This window comes from Pseudoalteromonas sp. BZK2 (assembly GCF_014349195.1).
GTDB lineage: Bacteria > Pseudomonadota > Gammaproteobacteria > Enterobacterales > Alteromonadaceae > Pseudoalteromonas > Pseudoalteromonas simplex.
Genome location: NZ_JACSOG010000008.1, coordinates 111,083 through 135,636, shown reverse-complemented (window position 1 = coordinate 135,636; position 24,554 = coordinate 111,083). Strand labels below are relative to the sequence as shown.

The window sequence follows — 24,554 nt, the reverse complement described above, 5'->3', positions numbered from 1 at the left end:
TTTAACCTTGTAGTGATCGCGCAACTTTACGGGCAAGTTCGGCGGTGCGGTTTGCATAACCCCATTCGTTATCGTACCAAACATACAGCTTAACTTGAGTCTCGTTGACAACCATGGTTGATAACGCATCAACAATGCTTGAGCGTGGGTCGGTTTTGTAATCGATAGAAACAAGTGGCTTTTCTTCATAGCCCAAAATGCCTTTTAGCTCCCCTGCTGCGGCTTCTTGCATCCATAGGTTAATTTGCTCAGCGGTAGTTGGCTTTTCAACTTCAAACACACAGTCAGTGATTGATGCATTTGCTAATGGCACACGAACTGCGTGGCCGTTTAATTTGCCTTTAAGTTCAGGGAAAATATGTGTAATCGCTGTTGCAGAGCCGGTTGTAGTTGGAATTAAGCTCATGCCACATGCGCGAGCACGGCGTAAATCTTTATGGGGCGCATCTAAGATAGTTTGCGTGTTAGTGATATCGTGAATGGTCGTCATTGAACCATGTTTGATACCAATTTTTTCTTGCAATACTTTAACCACAGGCGCTAAACAGTTGGTAGTGCATGATGCCGCAGTCACAATATCGTGCTGCTGTACATCATATAAATCATCGTTTACACCCATTACAACGTTCAACACGCCGTCTTCTTTTACAGGCGCAGTGACAACAACTTTTTTCACACCTTGATCAAGATAGGCTTGCAGTAATTCGGTTTTTTTCATTTTACCTGAGGCTTCGATAACGATATCGCAACCAGACCAATCAGTGTCTGCAATCGCTTTATTTTGCGTAACGTTAATTTCGTGGCCATCGATAATCACAACATTGTCGTTACTTTCAACCTCATGAGGCCAAATACCGTGTACCGAATCATACTTTAGTAAGTGAGCCAGTGTAGCTGCATCACCCGCTGGGTCATTAATTTGCACAAACTCAACGTCGTCCCATGCAAACGCTGCTCTTAGTGATAAACGACCCATGCGGCCAAAACCATTAATGCCTACTTTAATTGCCATTGTTAAGCTCCTACTTTTTGAAAATTGTCGAAAAATGAACGTTGTACTGGGTTATGCAACGATTTAGGGCGAATAGCCTGCACTTGAGTAACTATGTCATTTTTAGCATAGCCAAGCTCATGCATTAATAAACCAATAACTAAGCCTGTACGGCCTGAGCCGCCTTTACAATGTACAGCCACGCTACCACCACTTTTTATGATGGCAAGAATGTCGTTAAGGTGTTTGTTGAAAGCGAGACTAAACGCTTCGTTTGGCGCGTCATCATCCAAAATAGGTAACTGAAACCAGCTAAGGCCAGCTTGCTCACATTCGATTACAAGCTGCTGCGCCCCATTTTTAACAAGCTCTTCATCGTACATTAGCGTAATAATGGCTTTTGCACCTGCCGCTTTTAAATCAGCAACAGACTGTGATAAGCCAACGCCTTTTGTGCCAGGGCAAGGGGTAAAAATAAATGCCCCAGTTTCTAGCTGTAAAATATCAAATGGATGTGATTGCATTATGATTCCCCAATTACTCTTTAAACCAATGTGTTGTTTTATTAACGATTGCAACCAACGACAGCATTACAGGTACTTCGACCAACACCCCAACAACGGTTGCTAATGCTGCCCCAGAGTGCAAACCAAATAATGAAATAGCCACTGCGACCGCTAACTCAAAAAAGTTAGAAGTACCAATTAAACATGCTGGCCCTGCAATGTTGTGCTTAAGCCTAAGCTTTAACGCAATGAAATAGGTGATTACAAAAATACCGTAGGTTTGCAAAACAAGCGGAATAGCAATCAGTACAATGTTAAGCGGTTGGGCTAAAATCGTGTTCGCCTGAAACCCAAATAGCAAGACCACTGTGGCCAGTAAACCAATAACTGAGTAAGGTTTAACTTTCTCTAAAAATGACTGCACAGCAGCTTCATTTTGCGCTGAATTATTAAGAGCTTTGCGTGTTAATACCCCGGCAATGAGTGGTAGCAATACATACAACACAACCGAAATCATCAGTGTAAGCCAAGGTACATGAATATCAGACACACCCAGCAACAACCCCGCAATAGGTGCAAAGGCAAAAATCATAATGATGTCGTTCACAGATACTTGCACTAAGGTATAATTTGCATCGCCTTTGGTTAGTTGTGACCACACAAACACCATTGCCGTACAAGGTGCAACACCGAGTAAAATCATGCCTGCAATATATTCTTGCGCCGTTTCAGGGCTAACAAAATCAGCAAATAACCCTTCAAAAAATAACCAACCTAATGCGGCCATTGAAAACGGTTTGATAAGCCAATTAATGATTAAAGTGAGCATCAGCCCTTTTGGATTCTTACCGACTTCTTTAATCGTTGAAAAATCAACTTGCACCATCATCGGGTAGATCATTACCCAAATAAACAGTGCAACAACAATGTTTACATGCGCCACTTCGGCTTTCGCTATTAGCTCAAATAAAGGCGGAAACATCACCCCTAGCGCCACACCAATGGCAATAGCAGCAGCAACCCATACAGATAAATATCGTTCAAAAACACCCATTTTTAGTCCTTAATTGCAGCAACGAGCAACACGGGTTGGGCGATCATCGCCCATCGCATTTAGCCTTGCTAACTCGTTTTCTATGAAATTTGGTTCGTTTACCACGGTCGAGGTAATTGTTTGTTTCATCCACATAGGTAGAGTCGGGTTTAAAGAGTAAAACACCCACTGCTGGTGTTTTCTATCCGACAAAATGCCCTGCTTTTTAAGTTGCGCTAAATGCCTTGAAACCTTTGGTTGGCTCTGCTCGTTAAGTGCCGTCATTAGTTCGCATACGCAAACCTCTTGCTCAACAGCGATAAGCAATAAGCTTTTTAAACGAATATCATCTGCAAGCGCTTTATAAAATGTAGTTGGCGAAATCGATACTGGTTTTTCTTTGTTATGGGATTGCACAAACTGCTTAATTCGCTCATTGATCTCTTGCAAGGTTTTTTCAAAGGCATGAGGTTCAGGGCGAGTTTTTGGATCAACAAAGTCCCAGCCTAAACAATGTGTGCCATCAACACGATTTGCACATTCTTTAGCTGCCTTGTCGCACAATGTAATGACATAATCAAAATGCAGGTTAGTTACATCATTTAAGTGCTTTGAGTGTAAGTCATCGGTTTTTAGGCCAAAATGCTCAATCGTAGCAAGCGTACGAGGGTCTACCGCATAAGGTTCTGTGCCCGCACTAAATACCTCAAACTCACCTTTACCATGATGTTTAAGCAATGCTTCAGCCATAATTGAACGGGCTGAATTTTCTGTACATAAAAAGAGGACTTTCACGGCTTACTCCATAACAATTTCGTTATATAATATTTTTGTTATATACCATTTGCAAGCTGAATTTTATAAATGGCGCGTTTTGCAATAACGATGGCGCGATCTGATGTCATGTGGCACCAATAGATGGCCTACTATGCATATAACAAAACAACAGCTCAAATTAATGGAGTACAAACATGACATCAACAGCATTGATCACTGGCGCCTCAAACGGGATTGGTTTAGAACTTGCGCATATTCACGCACAGCATGGCGATAATTTAGTGCTGGTAGCTCGTTCAGAAGACAAACTGAATGATCTTAAACAACAGCTTGAATCAAAACACAACGTAAAGGTTACGGTTATTTCTGCCGATTTATCTAAGCCAGATTCAGCTGAGTATGTTTTTACACGTACTGAGGCACTTGGTTTGCACATAGATATTTTGGTGAATAATGCCGGCATTGGCGGACATGGCAAGTTTCATGAGCGTGATCTCAGTGCAGAACAAACGATGATGCAACTTAATATTGTGACATTAACAAACCTAAGCCACTATTACTTACAAGGCATGGTTGAGCGAAATCGTGGCAAAATTTTAAATATTTCGTCTACAGCTTCCTTTATGCCCGGCCCACTGCAAGCGGTATATTATGCAACGAAAGCGTTTGTGACTTCATTCAGTCAAGCAATTGCAGAAGAAGTAAAAGATAAAAACATTACGGTCACCGCGTTATGCCCAGGAACAGTAGCAACAGGCTTTGTTGAAGCAGGTGATCTACAAGGGGTAGATGCTTGGAAGAATGCTAAATCAGCGCATTCTGTGGCACTGTGTGGTTACAAGGCAATGCAAAAAGGTCAGTTAATTGCTTTTAATGAAGCGCCGCTTAAATTTATGCTCAATTGGGTGATCCCTTTATTGCCTCGCAAAACTGTGTTAAAAATTTCTCGTCAGTTTATGGAAAAAAGCGGAAACTAATATGAAACGAGCCAGCAAGTTTTTGATCCCTCCCAACTGGCAAGTATTACTCAATGATTTAGAAATCAACCTAGAAGAGGCACTGGCTTATGCCCAGTTGCCTTCAGGTTTATTTTCTCAAGATAAAGTATACTTAACGCCCGCTCAATACTTCCAATTATGGCAGGGTGTAGAGACAGCAGCAAACGGCATTGAGTTACCCTTAAAACTTGCCGAAGTCATGACAATAGAATCATTTGACGTACCAATTTTTGCCACGATTTGTAGCCCAAACTTAAATGCTGCTTTAGCGAGGTTACAACAGTACAAACCACTAATTGGCCCTATGGAGCTAGCACTTGAAATTACCAATACTCATACAAAAGCCCAAGTAAGCTGTTATGGTTTTATTGATACGCTGCCCAAGTGCTACAGCTTGGCTGAACTGGTATTTTTTACACAATTAACTCGCCTTGCTACTCGAAAACAAATTAACCCTGTTACGGTTATTGTGCCAGAGCTACCTGAAAAGCTCATGGAATACGAAGCCTACTTTGGTTGCCCGTTGAAAGTGGGGAGTACCCCTAGCGTGACATTTTTAGCAGAAGATGCAAAAGCGCCATTTTTAACCAGTAATCAGGTGATGTTGTCATGCTTTGAGGGAGATTTAAAACGTAAGCTGCAAGATGTTATCAGCGAACAAAGCCTTACTGATAAGGTATCAAGTATTTTGTTTAAATCCCTACCTCAAGGGCAAAGTAACATTGAACATGTTGCCTCAGAGCTAGCACTAAGCAAACGCTCTCTACAACGAAAACTAACAGCTGAAAAACAAAGTTATCAAAAAGTCTTACAGCAAGTCCGAGAAGATCTTGCGCAGCACTACTTAATGCAAACTGAGTTACCAATTATCGAAATCGCCTTTTTACTCGGTTTTAGCGAAACAAATTCGTTTGTTCGCGCATACAGTAGTTGGACGGGTGTTTCTCCCGCCCATAAGCGCACACAAGTGAGACACTAGTTTTTTGTTAAGCCAACTAAAAGCCTAGCTAAAGGCTGCTTAACAATAGCAGCCTTACTGGACACACCATAACCGATACGTAAAAGCTAATGTTTCTGCCTTAAATCTCTTTCAAATTCAGTTTCTGTTTTAACTGGATTGCAACGCGTTATAACTTCAGTTTTGCCAACTTTTTCAGGTTCGTCAGAGCTATAAATCGTGGTGCTATAACTTCGATCTATTTCCCCTGGACAGTGATGATCTGCGATTACTACATCCTCAAACTCACCCGTTTGCTGCTGTGAGGCGCAACCAGATAAAAGTAGTGCAATAAAGGTTACTGTGTATTTCATAACAAATCCTCTGTAAAAGTACGGGGCTGATTTTTTGGCACATTGTCTTGGCTTAACATCCATTTTGCTATGTCATCTTTACGCATAAACTTAACCCCTTTGTGCTGCTTTGCATAGGTTATAAAGTCGTCCAACGCTTTCACTCTGGCGGGAGTGCCCGCTAATCTATCGTGAGCACTGATAGACATCATCCTTCTGCGCTGTTTGCCTTCTTTGTAGAGCACATCAAACTCGTCTTTAAGCTCTTGTAAATATGCCTTACCAGTCATAGCTGTGCTGCCAGTGTACCGAACTATATCGTTGTTTCTAAACGTGTATGGAACAACAACAATGTCGTCACTTCCAACAGGTGTTAGCGATGGCTCATCACGAGATAAATCGTCTATGTGATAAATAAAACCTAATTCTTTAAGGATTTTGAGGGTATTTTTTGAATGTCTCATCCAAAAAGCGTTAAAGCCCACAGGCCGCTGCCCTGTTACTTTTTCAATGATATTTGCACTTTTTATGTATGACTGTCGCTCTTGTTCTTCACTCATAGAGTATTGAGGGGTCCATGTTTGTCCGTGCCCTGATGCTTCATGCCCGCGTTGAACCACTTCTTTTGCTAACTCAGGGTTTAACTCAACAGCTCTGCCAACCATATGAGAGGTGACTTTAATATCATGCTTATCCCATAAATCTAGCAGCCTAGGAATGCCCTCGTTCATGCCGTATTGGTACCAAGAAGGCGAAATAGTGTCAGGATATCCAACCTCTTGCGGTGGAAACGGGCCCGGATCTGATTGGTCTTGCGCTGTGGCCTCAAACTGCATCGAAATAGAGATCACAAGTTGAGCATCATCAGGCCAAAATGCAGATGTTGCCTCCTTAGCCTGAGCAACACCTAAGCAACTTAGAAAAAACAGCGACGCAATTAAAATTGGCTTTAAAAATTTCATCATTTATTCCCCTGAAATACTGGGTAGTCTGTGTAACCTCGCTCATCACCACCAAATAAAGTAGTAGGATCTGATATTTCATTTAGAGGTAAATTGTGCTCTAAGCGATAAGGTAAATCTGGATTTGCAATAAACTTTCTGCCAAATGCAACATAGTCAACTAAGCCTTCACCAATGAGTTTATCGGCCTTTGCTAATGTGTAGTTTCCTGCCACCACAATTTTTCCATTAAAGCTTTCACGTAATTTCACTCTAAACTCATCGGTTACGAGGGGAGCATCATCCCAATCAGCTTCCGCTAAATGCAGATAAGCAATGCCAAGTTCATCAAACTTTTTAGCTAAATATAGAATGACATCGATTGCTTGCGGATCACCCATGCCTCTTTGTGTAATAAAAGGTGCTAATCGAATAGCCGTTTTTTCTGGGCCGATAGCTTGACTAATTGCAGTAATGATTTGCAGCGCGAACTTTGCTCTATTTTCAATATTACCGCCGTATTCGTCACTACGTTTATTTGATGTTTGTCTTAGAAATTGATCAATTAAATAGCCATTACCTGCATGTACCTCAACGCCATCAAACCCTGCTTCAATCGCATTTAAAGCAGCTTGTTTATAGTCTTGAACGATGCCCTTTATTTCATTGGTCGATAATTCACGTGGTGTAGGACAATCAAGCATTTGGCCTTCGCCATTTTCATCAACCACCCACACTTGCGCATTTGGGGCAATAGCACTTGGCGCAACCGGCAAGCCGTCTGGATGAAAGACACTATGCGACATTCTGCCAACATGCCATAACTGAGAAAAAATGAGTCCATTGTGCTGATGAACGGCTTGCGTTACTTTGCGCCATCCGTTGATTTGCTCTTCAGTATAAATCCCGGGGGTAAATGAGTAGCCCTTTCCTTGTGCAGAAATTTGCGTCGCCTCTGATACTATAAAACCCGCACTGGCTCGTTGCGCATAATATTCTGCCATTAGACTTGTCGGAATATCACCTGGTTGAGCCGTACGTGAACGGGTCATAGGAGCCATTACTATTTTATTTGCGGTTTTATGATGACCAATTTGGTCTGGATTAAATACTCTATTTTTCATGTGTGTACCTTTTAAATAAGCTCGCTGCGTGTAAATAAAATTTCTATTTTTAAGCCATCAGGCCCTTGAATAAACACTTGATGCTCATTCGCTGCCGGCACTTCCCGCTCAACGAATGGTATTGAAGTTGCTTTTAGCCGTGCTTTAACTTCTTGATAATCAGTTGCAAAGAAAGCAAGGTGGTCAACCGTTGATAAGCCAACTGCTTCTGTTGATACCGAAGCTTGGCTTAAGTAATCAGATTGCGATTCATTTATGCCAAACTTAGCTGCTATATGAATGCATGGCGTATCCAAGTCGTCATATAACCAAACACCATCAAAACCAAATGCTGGCCTTGGCCCCTTTTTAAGGCCTAACGACGACTCTAAAAACTGAGCCATGTGCTGGATATTCGTTGCTAAAAGCAGAGCGTGATTAAGCTGCATTTCTATCTCCTTCAAGTGATGAAATGAGTTTAACTATTTTGACTAAATTTATAATTAGCCTTAGAGTTAAATCAGTATTCATTAAAACTGAAGAATAATGTCAAAAATTGATGATATGGCGCTTTTTGTTCACGTTGTAAAAGCGGGAGGGTTAGCCGCTGCGGGAAGAAAATTGGGACTTTCGCCTGCAAGCATGACAGCACGAATTAATAATATTGAGCAAAATTACGATACGCGATTATTAACGCGTAATACGCGCAGTATTGCCTTAACAGATGCAGGCGAACGTTTTTATAGTGGCTGTTTAAGAGTATTAGCAGAAGTCGAAAATACTGAAAACATACTTCAAGAGTCACAACAAAGCCTAAGAGGCCAGCTAAAACTCTCTGCAACATCTGACTTTGGTCGCCAGTTTGTTGCACCCGCATTAGCAGAATTCATCAATAACCACCCAAATGTTAAACCGCATTTAGTACTGACAGATGGGGTCACCAATATTGTTGAGGAAGGTATTGATCTGGCATTTAGATTCGGCAATTTGCCTGATAGTAACTTGATTAGCCGCCCGCTATGTAATAACCGCCGTGTGCTATGCGCCTCACCTAGCTATATAAAATCGTTTGGTTTGCCAAGACATCCTGAAGATTTAAAAAATCATCGTTGCCTAGTACTTGAGCGACTTGGGCAACCGCTAAATGACTGGCATTTTGAGGTAGATAACACGCACTTTTCTATCAAAGTAGCTCCCCACCTTTCATGCTCAGACGGTGAGGTGATAAGACGCTGGGCAAATCAAGGCCATGGCATAGCCTTAAAATCATACATTGATATCAAAAATGACCTCAAAACAGGCGACCTTATTTTGATACTAGATGAGTATGTTCGAGGCTTTAGCCACAGCGATAAAAAAAGTGTCGGCCTACAGGTGATATATCCGAGCAGGCAATTTCAACCTCGGCAAGTGAAAGCGTTTATAGAGTTTTTTGAGTGTTGGTTTAAAAATAAGTAAGCCGCCCAACAAAGTATGAGCGGCTTGGGTATTTATTAATTAACCACCAAATTGAATTCGCATGCCTGCATTAACGGTAAAACCGTCATTTCGAGACCATATATCAGTTGTCCAGCGTCCACTTGCAGCTTGCTCAGGCAAGGTTAGCGGATGTTCTTTTGTTTGACGAACGTTAAGTAAGTTCTCTGCGTTTACAAACCAGCTTACGTTGCCCGTGGTTATTTGACCTAACAGCCCCAAATGCCAATATGGTTTGCTTCGTTCAAGGTAAGGGTTGTCTTCAAGATGCTGAGTACCAGTATAATAGGCTTCAAAACCAACTAGATGACTGCCATGCTCCTCCCACATTACAACCAGCCCAGCCGAGTGCTCTGGTGTTAGAGTGAGTTTTTCGCGACCATACCCTGCCTGATTTTGCTTCGTTGCATCGGTATATAAATAGCTGCCGGTAAACTTAATATCATGCCAGCGATAGCGCATTAAAAACTCTGCGCCTCTGATTTGTGTTTGCCCTTGGCTGTTTACAAGTCGAACGGCTTTTTCACTGCCAACTTGAGAGGCTTCAAGCTCTGTAACATGCTCAATATTTGATGAAAATAACGTTATGCTGGTTTCTAAATCACCAGCAATGTAGCTAATATCGAATGAAGCTGTATCTGCTTGCTCTGCTTGTAAGTCATTAATGGGCTCAAGCTGTGATAAACCGACCTCATCAATTTCTTCAATAAAAGGAGTTGGTGCAAAATACCCTTTGCCATATGCACCTCTAAATAGCCAGTTTTCTGGATTATAGAGTACAGAAAGTCGAGGACTAAATTGATTGCCATACTCACTGTGATCATCTGCACGAGCACTCACTGACATTGATAAGTCATCCGTTGCTTGGTAATCAATTTGTGAAAACAGTCCTGGCACCTCATAACGATAATCAAACGCCGAAAATGTCTGTGAGGAAAACTGCTCTGTTTGATATGCAACACCTACCAACCAAGCAGTATTGTGCAAATAACCTGACACACTCGACTCAAGTAAATAACTATTATGCTTATCTTGTTCAAATACCTGACCGTACTGGTGATCATGATCTTGTTCCATTGCTGAGCCACGAACATTTAAATCAAGTTCTTCAGCTAATGCTTGATCATAAACAAAACCTAAGTCTGTTCTGAGTGTATCTTGCTGCTGCACAAATGGCAGACCATCAGGCATTAAAGCCCCAGCTTCAGTGCCACCTTTACGCTGTTCTTTCATCCCTCCAAGAGTTAAGTAGAGGTTTTCTCCATTTTCGCCTTGATAGTAAAGCCTAGGCCTTGCAGTGACCCGTTCATACTGTGCCATATCTATCCAACCATCATCATCCAGATCCTGTTTTGCTTGATGATGAATGCCCGCCGTCAAAGAGCTTGCGAACGACTCATTGATCGGGGCCGATAAATAGGTTGTTACATCTTGGCCATCTTTAGATGTCGCATTAAGCAATACCTCGCCGCCAAACTCGTCGGCAGGTGTTCGCGAAATTAAGTTAATTACACCACCAAGTGCTGAACCACCATATAAAGATGAGGCAGAACCTTTAATTATCTCAACATTTGCAAGATCAGTAGGTGGAATTTGTAAAAGGCCAATCGCAGCCGTTTGCCCACCATAAAGTGGCAAGCCATCGCTTAGTAACTGGGTATATCGACCATACAAACCTTGCAAACGAATATTCGCGCTGCCTAGTGATGGTGATGTTGTTTGCACCCTAACCCCCCCTGTTTCAGCAACTAACATCGAAATATTTCCAGGCCGCATTAATGCCTTTTCTTGAACTTCTTCACCGTTAATAATCTCAGTGCGAGTAGCTGACTCTGTCACAATACGCCCTAAACGTGACGCTCTGACCTGAATTCGCTCGATACTTTTTTCTTCATGATGATGTTCATCTTCATGTGCACTTGTATAACCAGCCGATGGCAATAGCAGTGTAACCGCGGCTAATTTAAATAGTCTTTGACGCATTTTTACCTCTTAGAATGCTTATTGTAATGACAAATAAATTTTCATTAACCAGCACCTATAGGCGAGCAAATGCCAACTTATAGGTTTTGGTTAAGAGGTAAAAATGGGTGGGCGATATAATTGCCGTGCAATTAAGTTGGGGGGTTGTTGCTGATCACTGAATCGAAAACCAGCAAAATAGGGCAACTTAATTTTTTTAACTTCAAGGTCTAAATACAAGATTGGTGAGCATAAACTTGCTATGCAAGAACACCCTAATTCACAGCAATCGATATTGCAGCAATCATTAGTTTCACTCAGGCTGATTTGGATGGTTGCGCTATCAAGTGCAGCGAGCTGATAAATATCTTCACTTTCACAAGGTAACTCAGACGGCGACGCAATAACCTGCCCTACAAAAGAGAGCAAAACACACATTATCACCAACCAAGTTGAACAAAGCTTAGACATTTAATTTAAATCTGAAATAAGTTACGGGTCATTGTAACACTCATTGCGCTTATTTTGCTTGTAATGTTAAGTAATCACTCATCACTTTTTCAAGCTGGGCATAGTCTTTTTGCTGAGTAACAGCTCCTGCGACCACCACCTGCGTCGTTGGTTCATACATCACCAAAGTGCCCCAAAAGCCACCATGTTGATAAACCAAAGTGCCGTTATATTCTTTTGCAAATACACCTAAACGATAAGGGCTACCTGCAGGTAAGCCTTTATTAGAGAGCATCAGTTTGAGCGTTTCTGGGTGTTTAAAGACCTTACCTGAAAATAAAGCCTGATAAAATTTAGCCATACCGATTGGACTGGCAACAAGCCCACCGCCACCATATAAATCGACAGTTGGACTCCAATTAAAGGTGTCGGTGCCGTGCAAGTATTGATGCACGCGTCGCGAATCATCCACAGCAACTGAATCACCACGTTCCCAGACCACATTTTCGATATGATTTTTGTCAAAACCTAAGTACTTTCGAACCGCTTCAGGCAAGGGTAAATCTGTCACTCTTTCAATAATATGGCCGAGTAACACATATCCGGTATCTGAATATGAAAAAAGCTCGCCAGGTTTGCCAACTGGGTCGCCCCACTCTACACACCCTTTAATTTGCTCGCGCATCGTAATATCTTGCTGCGGATTTGCCATTATGCCAGCTAAATACTGATCGCTTTGAGCGTGATCGTATAGCCCTGCTGTATGATTCAGCACTTGCTTAAGCGTCATTTTATCAAGGACATAGCCATCGCTTTCAAGAAGCGCAAAAAAGTCGTCAGAAATTAACTTATCAAGTGTTGTATCAAGATTTAATTTACCTTCTTCATGCAAACGTAGCACCGTTGCTGCAGTGAAGGTTTTAGTCACGCTGGCAATTCTAAATAAACTGTTGGGGTTAATAACTTGCGGCGCATTTTCTTTACTTTGCTTTACCGTTGAAAAAGTATGTCCATCATCAACAATCACATGAAGTGCAAAACCTGTAAGGGGAGCTTGTTGGTGTGCATTGAGAACTTGGCCCATTAAAGCGTGGTGAGTTTCGAGTGGCTTTGTAGGCTCAGCAGTCACTGGCAAAGCCAACATTGATAGAGCAACAAATAAAGAGCTTAGCGTTTTTTTACTTGCTAGAGAGCACCGACGATCCATAACAGGTTCCTTAAAAAATGAATCCTTTATTAGCGCCTAAAGCCAAAATAAGCGCGCAGTTAAGCAGCCTAATTACTACTTAACTGACATTAACAAACCGTTTTTGCGTTGTCGAATTAATAAGTTAACACTATTTTGTAAGCATATTCACAGCCATAATAACCAACAGCCCAGCAAATATTTTTTTAATAGTAGAGACGGGTAAATGATGCGTTGCTTTTGCACCTAATGGTGCGGTAAACCACGAAGTACACACAATGCCAAACAAGGCTGGCAAATAAACAAATCCAGCAAAGCCCTCTTTTAATGTAAAGTACTGACTGCCTGAGCTGATGTAACCCACAGAGCCAAATAGCGCAATGACAATACCGCACGCCGAAGCACAGCCAATGGCTTTTTTCATATCAACCGAGAAAAACGTCAGTAGCGGCACAAGTACCGCACCACCGCCAATACCTATCATGGCAGATAGACCCCCTGTGATGGATGTATAAAGTGTCAAAAGGCCTTTATTAGGTAGCGTTCGTGATGTTTGGCTGTCGTTTTTACTGCTGAAAATCATTTTTAATGCAATAAGCACCACACTCACAGCGAATACAATTCGCACCACATTTGCGGGTAATAGCGAAGCCAAAAAGCCACTGATAAGTGCGCCTAGTGCAACACCTGTCATTACCCACGGAGCCAATTGCCAAGGCACATTACCATTTTTGTGGTGAGCGATAGCTGATGACGTTGAAGTAAAAAGAATTGAGGCGAGCGATGTAGCAATCGCCACCAGCACCACTTGCTCTGCGGGTAACACCTGAAAATACAGCAAGATCATGCTTAATATAGGCACGATCACTAGGCCTCCACCAATTCCTAACAGCCCAGCTAAAAAGCCAACCCCGCTACCAAGTATGGCGCAAGCGATAATAAGCACGATTAATTCATTCATTGTATTTGTCTGTGTTGTTGATTTGTGAAACCGAGTATAACAACAATAAAGTACGGGGTTGCTCTCAAAAGTCCTGTTAACTAGTGAATATTACTCACGTTTTATATGAAATTACTGCAACTTCAACATATGACTTTAGAAATCTAGACGTCCAAAATAACTTTAAAGCATTTTTTCATTCCCAGTTGCTGTTTTTAGAACTAAGACAACAAAGCAGCATGAATCTGCCTCATGTTTTACCTGAAATAAAAACGTTTTTCTTCATGATAGTAAGAACGTATAAATTTATTAGCGCTGCAGAGCAACCTAAGGTTAATGACCTAGCGATTTAAGGAAGGTGAGCAGCAATCATTTATCTCAGGACTTTTGGATACATTGCCATGAACAACGATCTCAGATTTACAATTAAAAGTATTTGCCTCGACGAAAATTATCATCCGTCAAATAGCACACGACTTACCACAAACTTTGCGAACCTAGCTCGCGGTGAAAGTCGCCAGCAGAATTTACGTAACGCCTTAAAAATGATTGATAGTCGCTTTAATGCGCTAGCAAACTGGGATAACCCGCAAGGCAACCGCTACTCAGTAGAGCTTGAGATCATTTCTGTTGATTTAGAAATTGCACAAAGCGCAGAGGCATTCCCGTCAATTGAAGTACTAAAAACGAATATCATTGATCACCAAACTAATGAACGTATCGAAGGTATTGTTGGTAATAACTTTTCATCTTACGTGCGCGATTATGATTTTAGCGTCCTGCTGCTTGATCATAACAAAGCAAAAAGCGAATTTAGCATTCCCGAAAACTTTGGTGACTTACACGGTAAACTATTTAAATACTTTATTGACTCAGAAACTTACAAACAGCACTTTAAAAAGCCACCGGTTATTTGTTTAAGCGTGTCTGATAACAAAACGTACCACCGCACAGAAAACCAACACCCAATTTTAGGTGTTGAGTACCAACCAAATGAGTCCTCATTAACCGAGCAATACTTTAAAAAAATGGGCTTGCAGGTGCGCTATTTTATGCCACCAAACACAGTTGCTCCGCTGGCGTTTTATTTCTTTGGTGACTTGCTGAACGATTACACCAACTTAGAGTTGATCAGCACGATTAGCACTATGGAAACATTCCAAAAAATCTACCGTCCAGAAATTTATAACGCCAATGCCGTGGCGGGTAGTTGCTATCAACCCAATTTAAGAAACGCCGATCACTCTATTACGCAAATTGTTTACGACCGTGAAGAGCGCAGTCAACTAGCGATTGCACAAGGTAAATTTACAGAGCAACACTTTATTAAGCCTTATCAATCAGTACTTGAAAAATGGTCTGCCAACTACGCAATTTAATGAGATTAAAAATGAAAAAATTATTACCAACATCAACAGCTGGCAGCTTACCAAAACCAGCTTGGCTTGCTGAGCCTGAAACCTTATGGTCACCTTGGAAATTGCAAGGAACAGAACTTATTGACGGCAAACAAGACGCACTGCGTGTTGCCTTACAAGAGCAGCAACAAGCTGGCGTTGATATCGTGAGCGACGGCGAGCAAACCCGCCAACACTTTGTAACGACCTTTATCGAACACTTAAATGGCGTTGATTTTGAGAACCGTAAAACAGTGACCATTCGTAATCGTTACGAAGCCAGTGTACCAAGTGTGATTGGCCCGGTGTCACGCAGCAAACCCGTGTTTGTTGAAGACGCCAAGTTTTTACGTTCGCAAACCAAGCAACCTATAAAATGGGCGTTGCCAGGGCCTATGACCATGATTGACACCTTGTATGACGCCCACTATCAAAGCCGTGAACAACTAGCATGGGAATTTGCCAAAATCCTCAATCAAGAGGCGAAAGAACTCGAAGCTGCGGGTGTTGATATTATTCAATTTGATGAGCCTGCGTTTAATGTGTTTTTCGATGATGTTAATGACTGGGGCATTAAGTGCCTCGAAAGAGCAATCGAAGGCTTAAAATGCGAAACCGCCGTGCACATTTGCTACGGCTATGGCATCAAAGCCAACACTGATTGGAAACAAACACTGGGCAATGAATGGCGTCAATATGAAGAAGTATTCCCAAAACTTCAAAAATCGAATATCGATATTATTTCACTTGAGTGCCACAACTCTCGCGTGCCCATTGAGCTATTAGCACTTATACGTGGAAAAAAAGTGATGGTTGGCGCCATTGATGTAGCGAGCAATGAAATTGAAACCCCTGAAGAGGTCGCACAAACATTACGCGAAGCCCTGAAATACGTTGATGCCGACAAGCTTTACCCATGCACAAACTGCGGTATGGCTCCCCTCCCTCGCCACATAGCAAGCGCCAAACTCAGTGCGCTAAGTAAAGGTGCAGAGATTGTAAGAGGCGAGGTTTTAGGGGCGAGAAGCTAGGTTCTAGAGGTAGTTAGCGAGTTACTAGGTGAAAGAGGAAAGTTGCGAGGTGCGAGGTTCGAGAGGCGAGGTGCGCATCTCCCTCGAGCCTTGTCGCCATAAATAGCGACCTACATGGTAGGTCGGGCTTTAGCCCGTCAGATTTTAAATTTAGTCTGAACCTGCTTGTGTAGCAGCGATTTCACATCGCGTTTTACCTCACCCATCACCCCTCGTTTCTCGTTTCTCGTTTCTCGTTTCTCGTAAAAATTTATCAATGCCACAGCATAAAGCCGCTGCTACAACGTAGGCGTGAAACGTGTATCGCGCATCCTATCCTCTATCAACTAACTACTGCCCACCCCCTAATACTATTAAATCAACCCATTCAGAAAGAGTTAATCCAAAAGATGCAAAATTGGATTGGCTAAATTAATTACTTTTTGCTAGTTTTATTTGTACCCAATGGAAGGGCAAAGATTAAAGGATTAATATGAACGAATTTGATATTTTCATCAGAAATATTGTCTTAGATTGTATTCGCGAACAAGGCACCTGCAGTGATATTTGCGAAGAAGACGAACAGTTAACTTTTTATGTTGATATTGAAAACCACGATAACGTGATATCGCGCAAACAGTTTAAAGTGACTTATCCTATTAGCTACTCTATTCAATCGGCACTCAAGCATGAAACTGATCTGCTTAGATATTTAGACTCTGGCGAAATCAGAACGCCCTTTACAACTGATATTATCGAAGTACTCAAATCTGAGTTACAGGCCTTTATGTTCAGCAACAAACCACGTGGTGAATATCATATTTGCTAATTCTTGATTTATAGCCTGGTGACAAATTATCAGGCTATAACTTAATTAACTCACCATTATAAATACGGTAGCGTAACGTGGTTTTCTTGCTGGGGCAGCAACGAGGATCATTTTCATCATATGTACGTAATTGTATGACAAGCTCTTCGCCTACCTTTTTTGTACTTTCTACAACTCCGTTAAAAGAAATAGACGACAATTCGCTATAACCGTCATTTTGAACCTCAATAAGAGTCAGCTTCTCTAACCAAACATTGCCTGATTGATAAGTCCAAAATATAGAGACTCTGCCATCAATATGCTCATAAAAACGCTTTAACCGGCCAACTTCATCATCAGAGACTGACTCTGGGAAGTGGTCTTTATATTGGCTCTGAATAAACGCATCAACTTGCTGCTGTATTTGCTGCTCGGTGGCATACCCTGTTAAAGATACAAATAGTGCTATTAAACCAAAACTTTTCAACCCAAACCGAGAGTTCTTTAATCTATATTTTTTAAATGAGCTCATAATTCACTCTATTGATTTATACACTTTTTGATAAAAATAGACTTAATTTGTTTGATAATAAAAGCTTGTCTCAGAGAGTGGTTTTATTACGTCATACTCAAGGCCTATTGCATTTCTATCACCTTTCCTAGGTATATTACTTTTGTCTAAAAGTACTACCCCCCAATGATTATCGCTAAGGCCGCCAAAAATTACATTTACGCTGTCATTCTTATCTTTTGTGACAGCTGCAACTTTATGTTTAATCATTAAATCTCTGAGCTTTTGAGAATAAGCTGATAGCTCCATCAAACTAGAGGCTGTATCAGGTGATAGAATTTTATAATCGGCAGATGGTACAAAACCCGCATACTTTGATGGTGTATAGCTTAATAATTGAGTTGGGGAGTAAAAAGTATTGTTAATACGATAAACATTCGGCGCAGTTAATTGTACAAGGTTCAAGCTAATGTTATTTTTAAAAGCTAAGATTTGCTCCTCCGATACAGCTAAAAATGAGCTAATTTGCTTTAGCCTTTGTTCCGTACACTTATCTTTTTTACAAATAACTAAATTAGGAAGTTTTGTTCCAACCTGCGGTTCTACATTTAAAAACTGACTACCAAGCACGCCTAAATTAAAGTTAGTAAACGCTTGCTTATCTTTGTCATTTTTCAATTTTGTGGCATGAATATCAAAGATGCTAAACGGGTAAAAAGAGGGTAAGTAAGCAAGCTCTAAATCGGTTTGCGGCATCATTTCATCCATGTGCTTTAAAACCGCGCGATACTCTTGATCTATCTCATTATTAAAGTAGGCTGGCATGTCAGCCATTGCAGTAACAGAAAATAGAAAAGCACCACTAAGAAGCATCTTATTTAGCATAAAAAAGTAATTCCTTTTAATTAAATTTACACTGAGGACAATACCATTTAAGGCACAAAAATCATATTTTTGAGATAAAACTTATAGCAACGCCATACCTTTAGTGATTATAAAAAAACACGAACTAAAATTTCATTCTAGAATTAATAAGCTAGCCATTAAGTTCATCTCCTCCCAAAACTAGCACAATAAAACTGGCCATATTTCCAACAGCTGATATTCTTAATAAAGACTAAAAATTCAGAATAATTATTTTTATATCAAACAGTTAATATATATGAATGAATTCATCCCCCTTAACAAGGAGTAAAGTATGAAAAGGTTTTTAGTTCTCAGTCTGTTAATCGCATCATTTTCTGTGGTTGCAGAAAAAAATGTATTCAATGATGCAATCGTTGAAAAGCCAAATATGGAGCCAGCCATTCCTCGCCCTGAACAAGAGAAAGTTGCGGCCTCAAAGCTAAAGAATCTCGAAGCTAAGCAAGGCAGAAAACCAAATGTTCTTGTTTTACTAGTAGATGATTTAGGCTGGGGTGACCCTGGAGTGTATGGTGGCGGTGCAGCGATAGGTGCTCCCACTCCTAATATAGATAAACTGGCAAACGAAGGGCTTCGCCTCACATCAATGTATTCACAACCAACTTGCACATCTTCTCGAGCTGCACTGACAACTGGTAGATTACCCGTAAGAAGTGGCTTAGTTCGCCCTATTCTAACTGGCGATAAAGTGACACAAAATCCGTGGGAGAAAGAAGTATCTCAAGGTAAGCTATTATCTAAAGTGGGCTATAAAACGGCGCTAATCGGTAAATGGCATGTTGGTGAAGCTGAGGGAATGCTTCCTCATGAGGTAGGTTTTGATTATTTCTATGGCCTCCCATCAGTTCAATCAGATTACACCCAATTTTTGGTAGAGCGCCAATATGCCGACATGATGACAAACAAAGAGCTTTACACTAAAGCTTCTCAGCTGCGTCCTGAAGGCCTGATAAAAGGCCGCAAAGGTGGTAAGCGTGAAGTTGCGTATCCAATTAATAGTATTGAAGATATCTCAATGATTGATCAGGTATTGCGAGATGAGTCTGTAAAATTTATAAACCAAGCTGTTGATGAAGGGAAACCATTTTATTTAATTCATTCTTTTTCAAAGATCCATAACGACAACTACCCAGCTCCAAAATACAAAGGCGCAAGCCCAGCTGCAATGCCCGTTCGCGATGCTATGGTCGAAGTTGATGATATTACAGGTGAACTTGTTGCTCTATTAAAAGAAAAAGGGCAGCTAGAAAATACACTGATTATTTTCACTTCAGATAATGGCCCTAATGAAGATACTTGGCCAGATAGTGGCTATTCGCCGTGGCGTGGTGGTAAAGGAACAACATGGGAAGGAGGAGTTAGAATTCCCGGCATTGCTTACTGGAAAGGCATGATATCTGCTGGGCAAGTCAATAATGGCTTAATGGACCTCACCGATATCTACATGACTTCTTTACGATTAGGTGGTGTTATTGATGAGCTTCCGAGTAATATGTATTTCGATGGCATAGATCAAACAGCTTTCTTACTAGCTGATAATGGCAAATCACGACGTCAAGTTGTGTATATGTGGAGCCGTGAAGATTTCACAGCACTTCGCTGGTTAGACTACAAAATTCATTTTAAAGTGTTCAATACTGCAGTGCCAAGACGCAACATTGATGCATCATTCTTATTAGATATCGGAACGGCGCCTTGGGTTTTCAATTTAAATATGGACCCTAAAGAAATGGCAAGCACAGGGCACCAATATTTTGAATGGGGCATGCCTCAAGCGACTAAGTTTATGAAAGCACACATAGCCACAATGAAAAAATACCCAAATACGGATATAGGACTCGGACTCTAATCTTATTTGGTATAGTAATTAAAATGAGCCTGCCACATGCAGGCTCTGTACTATTTTTGATAAACTAACGATTAAATCCCAACAACGATACTATTATGTCCATCGAACAAATCTGGCTTGAATACAAAAATAGTTTACGTGCTTTTTTAACCACAAAAATATCGAACCCTGCTGATGTTGAAGAACTTTTACAAGATATTCTGTTAAAAACACATCTTAATATTCATCACTTACAAGATCAGCGAAGTTTAAAGGCTTGGTTATTTCAAATAGCACACCATGTTATTGTTGACTTTTATAGGCGTCAAAATAAGCATGTAGAAATAGAGCTTGATGATATTATTTCGCAACAAGAAAACAAAACCGTAAAAGCTGAACTCATAAAGTGCATTGAACCTTTTTTACAAGCTATGCCTGAAGAAGAAGCGGATCTAATTAGAAAAATAGATCTCGAAGGATACTCTCAAAAAGAGGAAGCTTTGAAGTTAAACATCAGCTACTCAACCTACAAATCAAGGCTGCAAAAAAGTCGCTCAAAATTGAAGGCATTATTCGATTGTTGTTGTGACTTTGAAATCGATAAGTACGGCAACTTAGTTGATTACCACCCCAAACAAAAAAAGTTCTGCTAACACTTCGTCTTTTTGAAAAACATTACGTCTTACTAGGTAAGCCTCAATCATTCAGGAGATGTAATGAAATACTTAAATGATGCAAAGTTTGACGTAACCCCGACTTTCGATAATGCAAGCACAAGCAAACCTCGAGTTTTAATTTTATACGGGTCTTTACGAGAAACGTCGTTTAGCCGTTTTGCTAGTGAAGAAGCCGCAAGAATACTTGAACACTTAGGTGCTCAAGTTAAAATATTTAACCCAGATGGATTACCATTATTTGATAATGGAGAGTCAGTAAACAATCAAAAAGTACAAGAGCTGCGAGAGCTTGTGAAATGGTCCGAAGCACAGGTTTGGTGCTCACCTGAAATTCACGGCAATATGTCAGCTGTGCTCAAGAATCAAATAGATTGGATCCCACTTACTGATGGTGCTGTTAGACCAACACAAGGTAAGACGCTAGCCGTAATGCAGGTATCTGGCGGTTCGCAAAGCTTTAATGCTGTAAATAACATGCGCATTCTTGGTCGCTGGATGCGTATGTTAACGATACCAAATCAGTCATCAGTCGCAAAAGCTTGGCAAGAGTTTGACGAGGCTGGCAATATGAAAGAGTCGTCGTTTAGAATGCGCATTGTCGATGTGATGGAAGAGTTAATTAAATTTACTTTACTAACCAGAGACAAACTGGACTGGCTTGTAGACCGATATAGCGAAAGGCAAGCGGCTGCGAACTTACAAACAACTAAATTAGTGGATGACAGTAAAGTGCTTGAACCAAACTCTTAGCTTTAACAACTTTCCACAAGGCTGTTCAATGAAGTTCAGCCTTATGCTATTTGACCAAAACAAACCTGCTACATTCACTATGAATGCTAGCCAGAACATCTGCAAAATTAATATTATGGATAATAATTCCTGACGGAGTAACATTTAAAATGTTTAGGATTTTTTGCTTTCTATTATTCTCTTCTCAGCTTGCTGCTACTGAAGTATAAAACGAAATAAACAAAGTTTTTCAAGACGTTACAACAAAAGATGAGGATGTAAGCGCAACGATAAGCTTAGGTGTTATTGAAATTGCACCAAACGAAACGTCAGAACAGGCAGCCAAAAGAGTCGACTTACACCTTTATGAAGCAAAAAGAGGCGGCAGAAATACTGTCTTTTCTCAACTTTAATAGATTCAAATTAAATTTAAAAACCGTTATTAAGCTCAAATCCAAAGAACCAACCCTAATGGATTAATCAAAATGAATTACCACTAAAAACAACCTTTAAAAACACAAAACGTACTTTATTTAAACAATTACCTTGGACTATAGTTACTAAGTTAGTGACTAAATACTCACTATTACATACCAACATGTCGGTAATTATTACCATGGAGAAAGGGATGAATCGTTTAAAACGAGTAGGTAGTATTATTTCATTGCTATTGCTTTCTGGGTTTAGCCAAGTGAACGCATCTGAAATAGATAGAAGTGTTTTACCAATAGCCGCACCAGAGTTTCAGGGAAAGATAGGCAAAACGTTTGAAAACTCTAAACAAGATTATCCACAACCAATAAAAGCACCAAAAGGTGCACCTAATGTTGTGGTTATTTTATTAGATGATTTTGGGTTTGGTCACCCAAGTACTTTTGGCGGCCCAATTCCAACCCCATCAATCGATAAACTAGCCAATGAAGGCTTAAAGTTTAACCGCTTTCATACCACAGCTATTTGTTCGCCAACACGCGCAGCTCTTCTTACTGGTAGAAACCACCATCAAGTTGCCATGGGAACAATTACTGAGCTTTCAACAGGCTACCCTGGCTATCATAGTGTTTGGCCTGATGAAACTGCGAGTATTGCCCAGATTCTAAAAGAAAATGGTTATAACACAGCGGCTTGGGGTAAATGGCACAACACTCCAGACTGGGAAACCAGCCCTATTGGTCCATTTGACCATTGGCCGACAGGCCTAGGTTTTGAATATTTTTATGGCTTTCAGGGAGGTGAAACTAGCCAATGGGAACCGCAATTATTCAGAAACACCACACCGGTTGAACCACCTAAAAAGCCTGAGCAAGGTTATCATTTAACCGAAGACTTGGTTGATGACGCAATCAAATGGATGGGGCAACAAGAATCTATCGATAGCGAAAAGCCGTTCTTTATGTATTTTGCGACAGGCGCAACACACGCCCCGCTTCATGCACCACAAGAGTGGAACGACAAGTTTAAAGGTCAATTTGATCAGGGTTGGGATAAAGTTCGCGAAGAAACATTAGATCGGCAAAAGTCGCTTGGTATAGCCCCACAGAATACTAAACTTACAGAACGACCTAAAGAAATAAAAGCATGGGACTCTCTTTCTGCTGACGAGAAAAAGCTATTTAGCCGTCACCAAGAAGTGTTCGCAGGCTTTACTGCGCACACAGATTATCATGTTGGTCGATTACTGGATGCGGTTTCGCAGTTACCTGATGCTGATAACACCATGATTGTTTTTATCGCTGGTGATAATGGCCCAAGTGCTGAAGGCAGCGTCACTGGCACACTTAACAATATGATGACGCAAAATGGCATTGCCGACACAATCAAAGGGCAACTAGCTAAAATAGATGAGCTAGGTAGCCCGCTGCACGAGAACCACTTTCCTGTTGGCTGGGCATGGGCAGGCTCAGCACCATTCCAGTGGATGAAACGTGTCCCTTCACATTTTGGTGGCACCCGAAATGGGCTTGTTGTGTCATGGCCTAAATATATTAAAGAGCATGGTGGCTTGCGCTCACAGTTTCATCACGTGATTGATATAGCACCAACCATACTTGATGCAGCCCACATTCCTGAGCCTAAAGTTGTTAACGGTGTAGAGCAAACGCCGATGGCTGGTGTGAGCATGCTGTACTCGCTGAACGATAAAGATGCTAAAGGCAAACGTACGACTCAGTATTTTGAAACCGGTGGTCATCGTGCTATTTATCATGACGGTTGGGTGGCTGCTTCGTTTCATGGAGTACCATGGGCTTTGAATGGTTCTGTTGGTTTCGATAATGATAAATGGGAGCTTTACAATATTGAAGAAGACTTTTCTGAAGCTGTTGACTTATCTGCTAAATACCCAGATAAATTAAGAACTTTAATTTCAATTTTTGATCAAGAAGCGAAAAAATTTAATGTTTACCCATTAGATGACCGCTTTGTTGAACGTGCAACTAATCCTGAACGCCCCAGTGTAACCAAAGGAAAAACTCAGTTTACTTATTTAGCTGGTACTAATCGTATCCCTGAAGGGAGCGCACCTGCTGTTTATGGCCGTTCGCATTCTATTACGGCAACGTTTAATGTACCAAAGCAAGGTGTAGAAGGTGTATTAGTTGCTGTAGGAGGTTCAAGCGCTGGCTACAGCTTATATGTTGAAGACAGTAAACCTGTTTACGTGATGAATTTCTTTAACGAGCACCACTATGTTGTTAAATCTGAACAAGCTTTACCTACTGGCGAGGTCACGCTTACCCTTGAATATACCCAACAAGGAAAAGCACCTAACGGCGGCCAGGCGACACTGATAGTAAACGGTAAAAAGGTTGCCTCTGGCAAAGTGGATAAAGTGCCTCCGGTTCGCTATTCAGCCACTGAAACGCTTGATGTTGGTCAGGATCTTGGCTCAACAGTTACCCGAAGCTACTACGATAAAGCACCATTCGCTTTTACTGGTCAATTACATAAAATTGAATATGTTTTGAAGTAAATAACTAAATTAAAAGGTGTGCTGCAGCACACCTTTCACTTTATGA

24 protein-coding genes are annotated in these 24,554 nt (G+C 41.0%); 11 read left to right on the top strand and 13 right to left on the bottom strand.

Annotation, left to right across the window (positions count from 1 at the left end; genetic code table 11):
- Window position 1: 1 nt before the first annotated feature.
- Genes BIZ38_RS06770 through BIZ38_RS06755 form a run of 4 tightly spaced genes read right to left on the bottom strand, consistent with a single transcriptional unit; the run spans window position 2 to window position 3,325 of the window.
- Window positions 2-1,012, bottom strand: coding sequence for an ArsJ-associated glyceraldehyde-3-phosphate dehydrogenase (locus tag BIZ38_RS06770; protein ID WP_054553502.1), 1,011 nt, complete (start codon window positions 1,010-1,012; stop codon window positions 2-4).
- Window positions 1,013-1,014: 2 nt separating this feature from the next.
- Window positions 1,015-1,515 (bottom strand): dual specificity protein phosphatase family protein, encoded by a 501-nt coding sequence (locus BIZ38_RS06765; RefSeq protein ID WP_054553501.1) that lies wholly within the window; start codon window positions 1,513-1,515, stop codon window positions 1,015-1,017.
- A 13-nt stretch (window positions 1,516-1,528) separates the two neighbouring features.
- The gene (gene arsB / locus BIZ38_RS06760; protein WP_054553500.1) at window positions 1,529-2,551 is read right to left on the bottom strand and encodes an ACR3 family arsenite efflux transporter; all 1,023 of its coding nucleotides are present in this window, start codon (window positions 2,549-2,551) and stop codon (window positions 1,529-1,531) included.
- Window positions 2,552-2,560: 9 nt separating this feature from the next.
- A complete protein-coding gene (locus BIZ38_RS06755) occupies window positions 2,561-3,325 on the bottom strand; it encodes a metalloregulator ArsR/SmtB family transcription factor (RefSeq protein ID WP_054553499.1) in 765 nt (254 codons plus the stop codon).
- Between the two features lie 176 nt (window positions 3,326-3,501).
- Between BIZ38_RS06755 and BIZ38_RS06750 the strand changes: the two genes are divergently transcribed.
- Both BIZ38_RS06750 and BIZ38_RS06745 read left to right on the top strand, forming a co-directional pair.
- Complete coding sequence (locus BIZ38_RS06750; RefSeq protein WP_187489909.1) at window positions 3,502-4,284, top strand: SDR family NAD(P)-dependent oxidoreductase; 783 nt, start codon at window positions 3,502-3,504, stop codon at window positions 4,282-4,284.
- Between the two features lies 1 nt (window position 4,285).
- Entirely contained in the window at window positions 4,286-5,284 is a 999-nt protein-coding gene (locus tag BIZ38_RS06745) for an AraC family transcriptional regulator (RefSeq protein WP_187489908.1), read from the top strand.
- Window positions 5,285-5,370: 86 nt separating this feature from the next.
- Here BIZ38_RS06745 and BIZ38_RS06740 read toward each other — a convergent pair whose 3' ends face one another.
- Genes BIZ38_RS06740 through BIZ38_RS06725 form a run of 4 tightly spaced genes read right to left on the bottom strand, consistent with a single transcriptional unit; the run spans window position 5,371 to window position 8,088 of the window.
- Complete coding sequence (locus tag BIZ38_RS06740; protein WP_166338374.1) at window positions 5,371-5,616, bottom strand: hypothetical protein; 246 nt, start codon at window positions 5,614-5,616, stop codon at window positions 5,371-5,373.
- Complete coding sequence (locus tag BIZ38_RS06735; protein WP_262387567.1) at window positions 5,613-6,560, bottom strand: polysaccharide deacetylase family protein; 948 nt, start codon at window positions 6,558-6,560, stop codon at window positions 5,613-5,615. Before BIZ38_RS06735 ends, BIZ38_RS06740 begins: the two co-directional genes overlap by 4 nt.
- On the bottom strand, window positions 6,557-7,660 hold the full coding sequence (locus BIZ38_RS06730) for an alkene reductase (protein ID WP_187489907.1): 1,104 nt from the start codon (window positions 7,658-7,660) through the stop codon (window positions 6,557-6,559). The genes BIZ38_RS06735 and BIZ38_RS06730 overlap by 4 nt, the downstream gene beginning before the upstream one ends.
- Before the next feature lie 11 nt (window positions 7,661-7,671).
- Window positions 7,672-8,088, bottom strand: coding sequence for a lactoylglutathione lyase (locus BIZ38_RS06725; protein WP_166338370.1), 417 nt, complete (start codon window positions 8,086-8,088; stop codon window positions 7,672-7,674).
- A 97-nt stretch (window positions 8,089-8,185) separates the two neighbouring features.
- Here BIZ38_RS06725 and BIZ38_RS06720 point away from each other — a divergent pair, with 97 nt between their 5' ends.
- Window positions 8,186-9,097 carry a LysR family transcriptional regulator gene (locus tag BIZ38_RS06720; protein ID WP_187489906.1) on the top strand — a complete coding sequence of 304 codons (912 nt, stop codon included), beginning with the start codon at window positions 8,186-8,188 and terminating at the stop codon, window positions 9,095-9,097.
- 39 nt (window positions 9,098-9,136) lie between these two features.
- Here the strand turns inward: BIZ38_RS06720 and BIZ38_RS06715 are convergent, their stop codons facing one another.
- From BIZ38_RS06715 to BIZ38_RS06705, 3 genes are all read right to left on the bottom strand, one after another.
- Window positions 9,137-11,098 carry a TonB-dependent receptor plug domain-containing protein gene (locus BIZ38_RS06715; protein ID WP_187489905.1) on the bottom strand — a complete coding sequence of 654 codons (1,962 nt, stop codon included), beginning with the start codon at window positions 11,096-11,098 and terminating at the stop codon, window positions 9,137-9,139.
- Window positions 11,099-11,597: 499 nt separating this feature from the next.
- Window positions 11,598-12,734: a serine hydrolase domain-containing protein gene (locus tag BIZ38_RS06710; RefSeq protein WP_187489904.1), complete on the bottom strand. Its 1,137-nt coding sequence runs from the start codon at window positions 12,732-12,734 to the stop codon at window positions 11,598-11,600.
- 130 nt (window positions 12,735-12,864) lie between these two features.
- Window positions 12,865-13,674, bottom strand: coding sequence for a sulfite exporter TauE/SafE family protein (locus BIZ38_RS06705; RefSeq protein ID WP_187489903.1), 810 nt, complete (start codon window positions 13,672-13,674; stop codon window positions 12,865-12,867).
- 380 nt (window positions 13,675-14,054) lie between these two features.
- Here BIZ38_RS06705 and BIZ38_RS06700 point away from each other — a divergent pair, with 380 nt between their 5' ends.
- The 3 genes from BIZ38_RS06700 (at window position 14,055) to BIZ38_RS06690 (ending at window position 16,889) form a co-directional block, all read left to right on the top strand.
- Window positions 14,055-15,032 carry a DUF1852 domain-containing protein gene (locus BIZ38_RS06700; RefSeq protein ID WP_187489902.1) on the top strand — a complete coding sequence of 326 codons (978 nt, stop codon included), beginning with the start codon at window positions 14,055-14,057 and terminating at the stop codon, window positions 15,030-15,032.
- An 11-nt stretch (window positions 15,033-15,043) separates the two neighbouring features.
- Window positions 15,044-16,081, top strand: coding sequence for a methionine synthase (locus BIZ38_RS06695; protein ID WP_187489901.1), 1,038 nt, complete (start codon window positions 15,044-15,046; stop codon window positions 16,079-16,081).
- Window positions 16,082-16,553: 472 nt separating this feature from the next.
- Window positions 16,554-16,889 (top strand): hypothetical protein, encoded by a 336-nt coding sequence (locus BIZ38_RS06690; protein WP_054553487.1) that lies wholly within the window; start codon window positions 16,554-16,556, stop codon window positions 16,887-16,889.
- 34 nt (window positions 16,890-16,923) lie between these two features.
- Here BIZ38_RS06690 and BIZ38_RS06685 read toward each other — a convergent pair whose 3' ends face one another.
- Together BIZ38_RS06685 and BIZ38_RS06680 are read right to left on the bottom strand one after the other, a co-directional pair.
- Window positions 16,924-17,400 carry a hypothetical protein gene (locus BIZ38_RS06685; protein ID WP_187489900.1) on the bottom strand — a complete coding sequence of 159 codons (477 nt, stop codon included), beginning with the start codon at window positions 17,398-17,400 and terminating at the stop codon, window positions 16,924-16,926.
- A gap of 42 nt (window positions 17,401-17,442) precedes the next feature.
- A complete protein-coding gene (locus tag BIZ38_RS06680; protein ID WP_228482476.1) occupies window positions 17,443-18,264 on the bottom strand; it encodes a hypothetical protein in 822 nt (273 codons plus the stop codon).
- A 313-nt stretch (window positions 18,265-18,577) separates the two neighbouring features.
- Between BIZ38_RS06680 and BIZ38_RS06675 the strand changes: the two genes are divergently transcribed.
- The 5 genes from BIZ38_RS06675 (at window position 18,578) to BIZ38_RS06655 (ending at window position 24,508) form a co-directional block, all read left to right on the top strand.
- Window positions 18,578-20,152 carry an arylsulfatase gene (locus tag BIZ38_RS06675; RefSeq protein ID WP_187489899.1) on the top strand — a complete coding sequence of 525 codons (1,575 nt, stop codon included), beginning with the start codon at window positions 18,578-18,580 and terminating at the stop codon, window positions 20,150-20,152.
- 95 nt (window positions 20,153-20,247) lie between these two features.
- A complete protein-coding gene (sigZ, locus tag BIZ38_RS06670; RefSeq protein ID WP_054553484.1) occupies window positions 20,248-20,784 on the top strand; it encodes an RNA polymerase sigma factor SigZ in 537 nt (178 codons plus the stop codon).
- A gap of 63 nt (window positions 20,785-20,847) precedes the next feature.
- Entirely contained in the window at window positions 20,848-21,558 is a 711-nt protein-coding gene (gene arsH / locus BIZ38_RS06665; RefSeq protein WP_054553483.1) for an arsenical resistance protein ArsH, read from the top strand.
- A gap of 215 nt (window positions 21,559-21,773) precedes the next feature.
- Window positions 21,774-21,950, top strand: coding sequence for a diguanylate cyclase domain-containing protein (locus BIZ38_RS22000; RefSeq protein ID WP_187489918.1), 177 nt, complete (start codon window positions 21,774-21,776; stop codon window positions 21,948-21,950).
- A 215-nt stretch (window positions 21,951-22,165) separates the two neighbouring features.
- Window positions 22,166-24,508 carry an arylsulfatase gene (locus BIZ38_RS06655; RefSeq protein WP_187489898.1) on the top strand — a complete coding sequence of 781 codons (2,343 nt, stop codon included), beginning with the start codon at window positions 22,166-22,168 and terminating at the stop codon, window positions 24,506-24,508.
- Window positions 24,509-24,554: the final 46 nt, after the last annotated feature.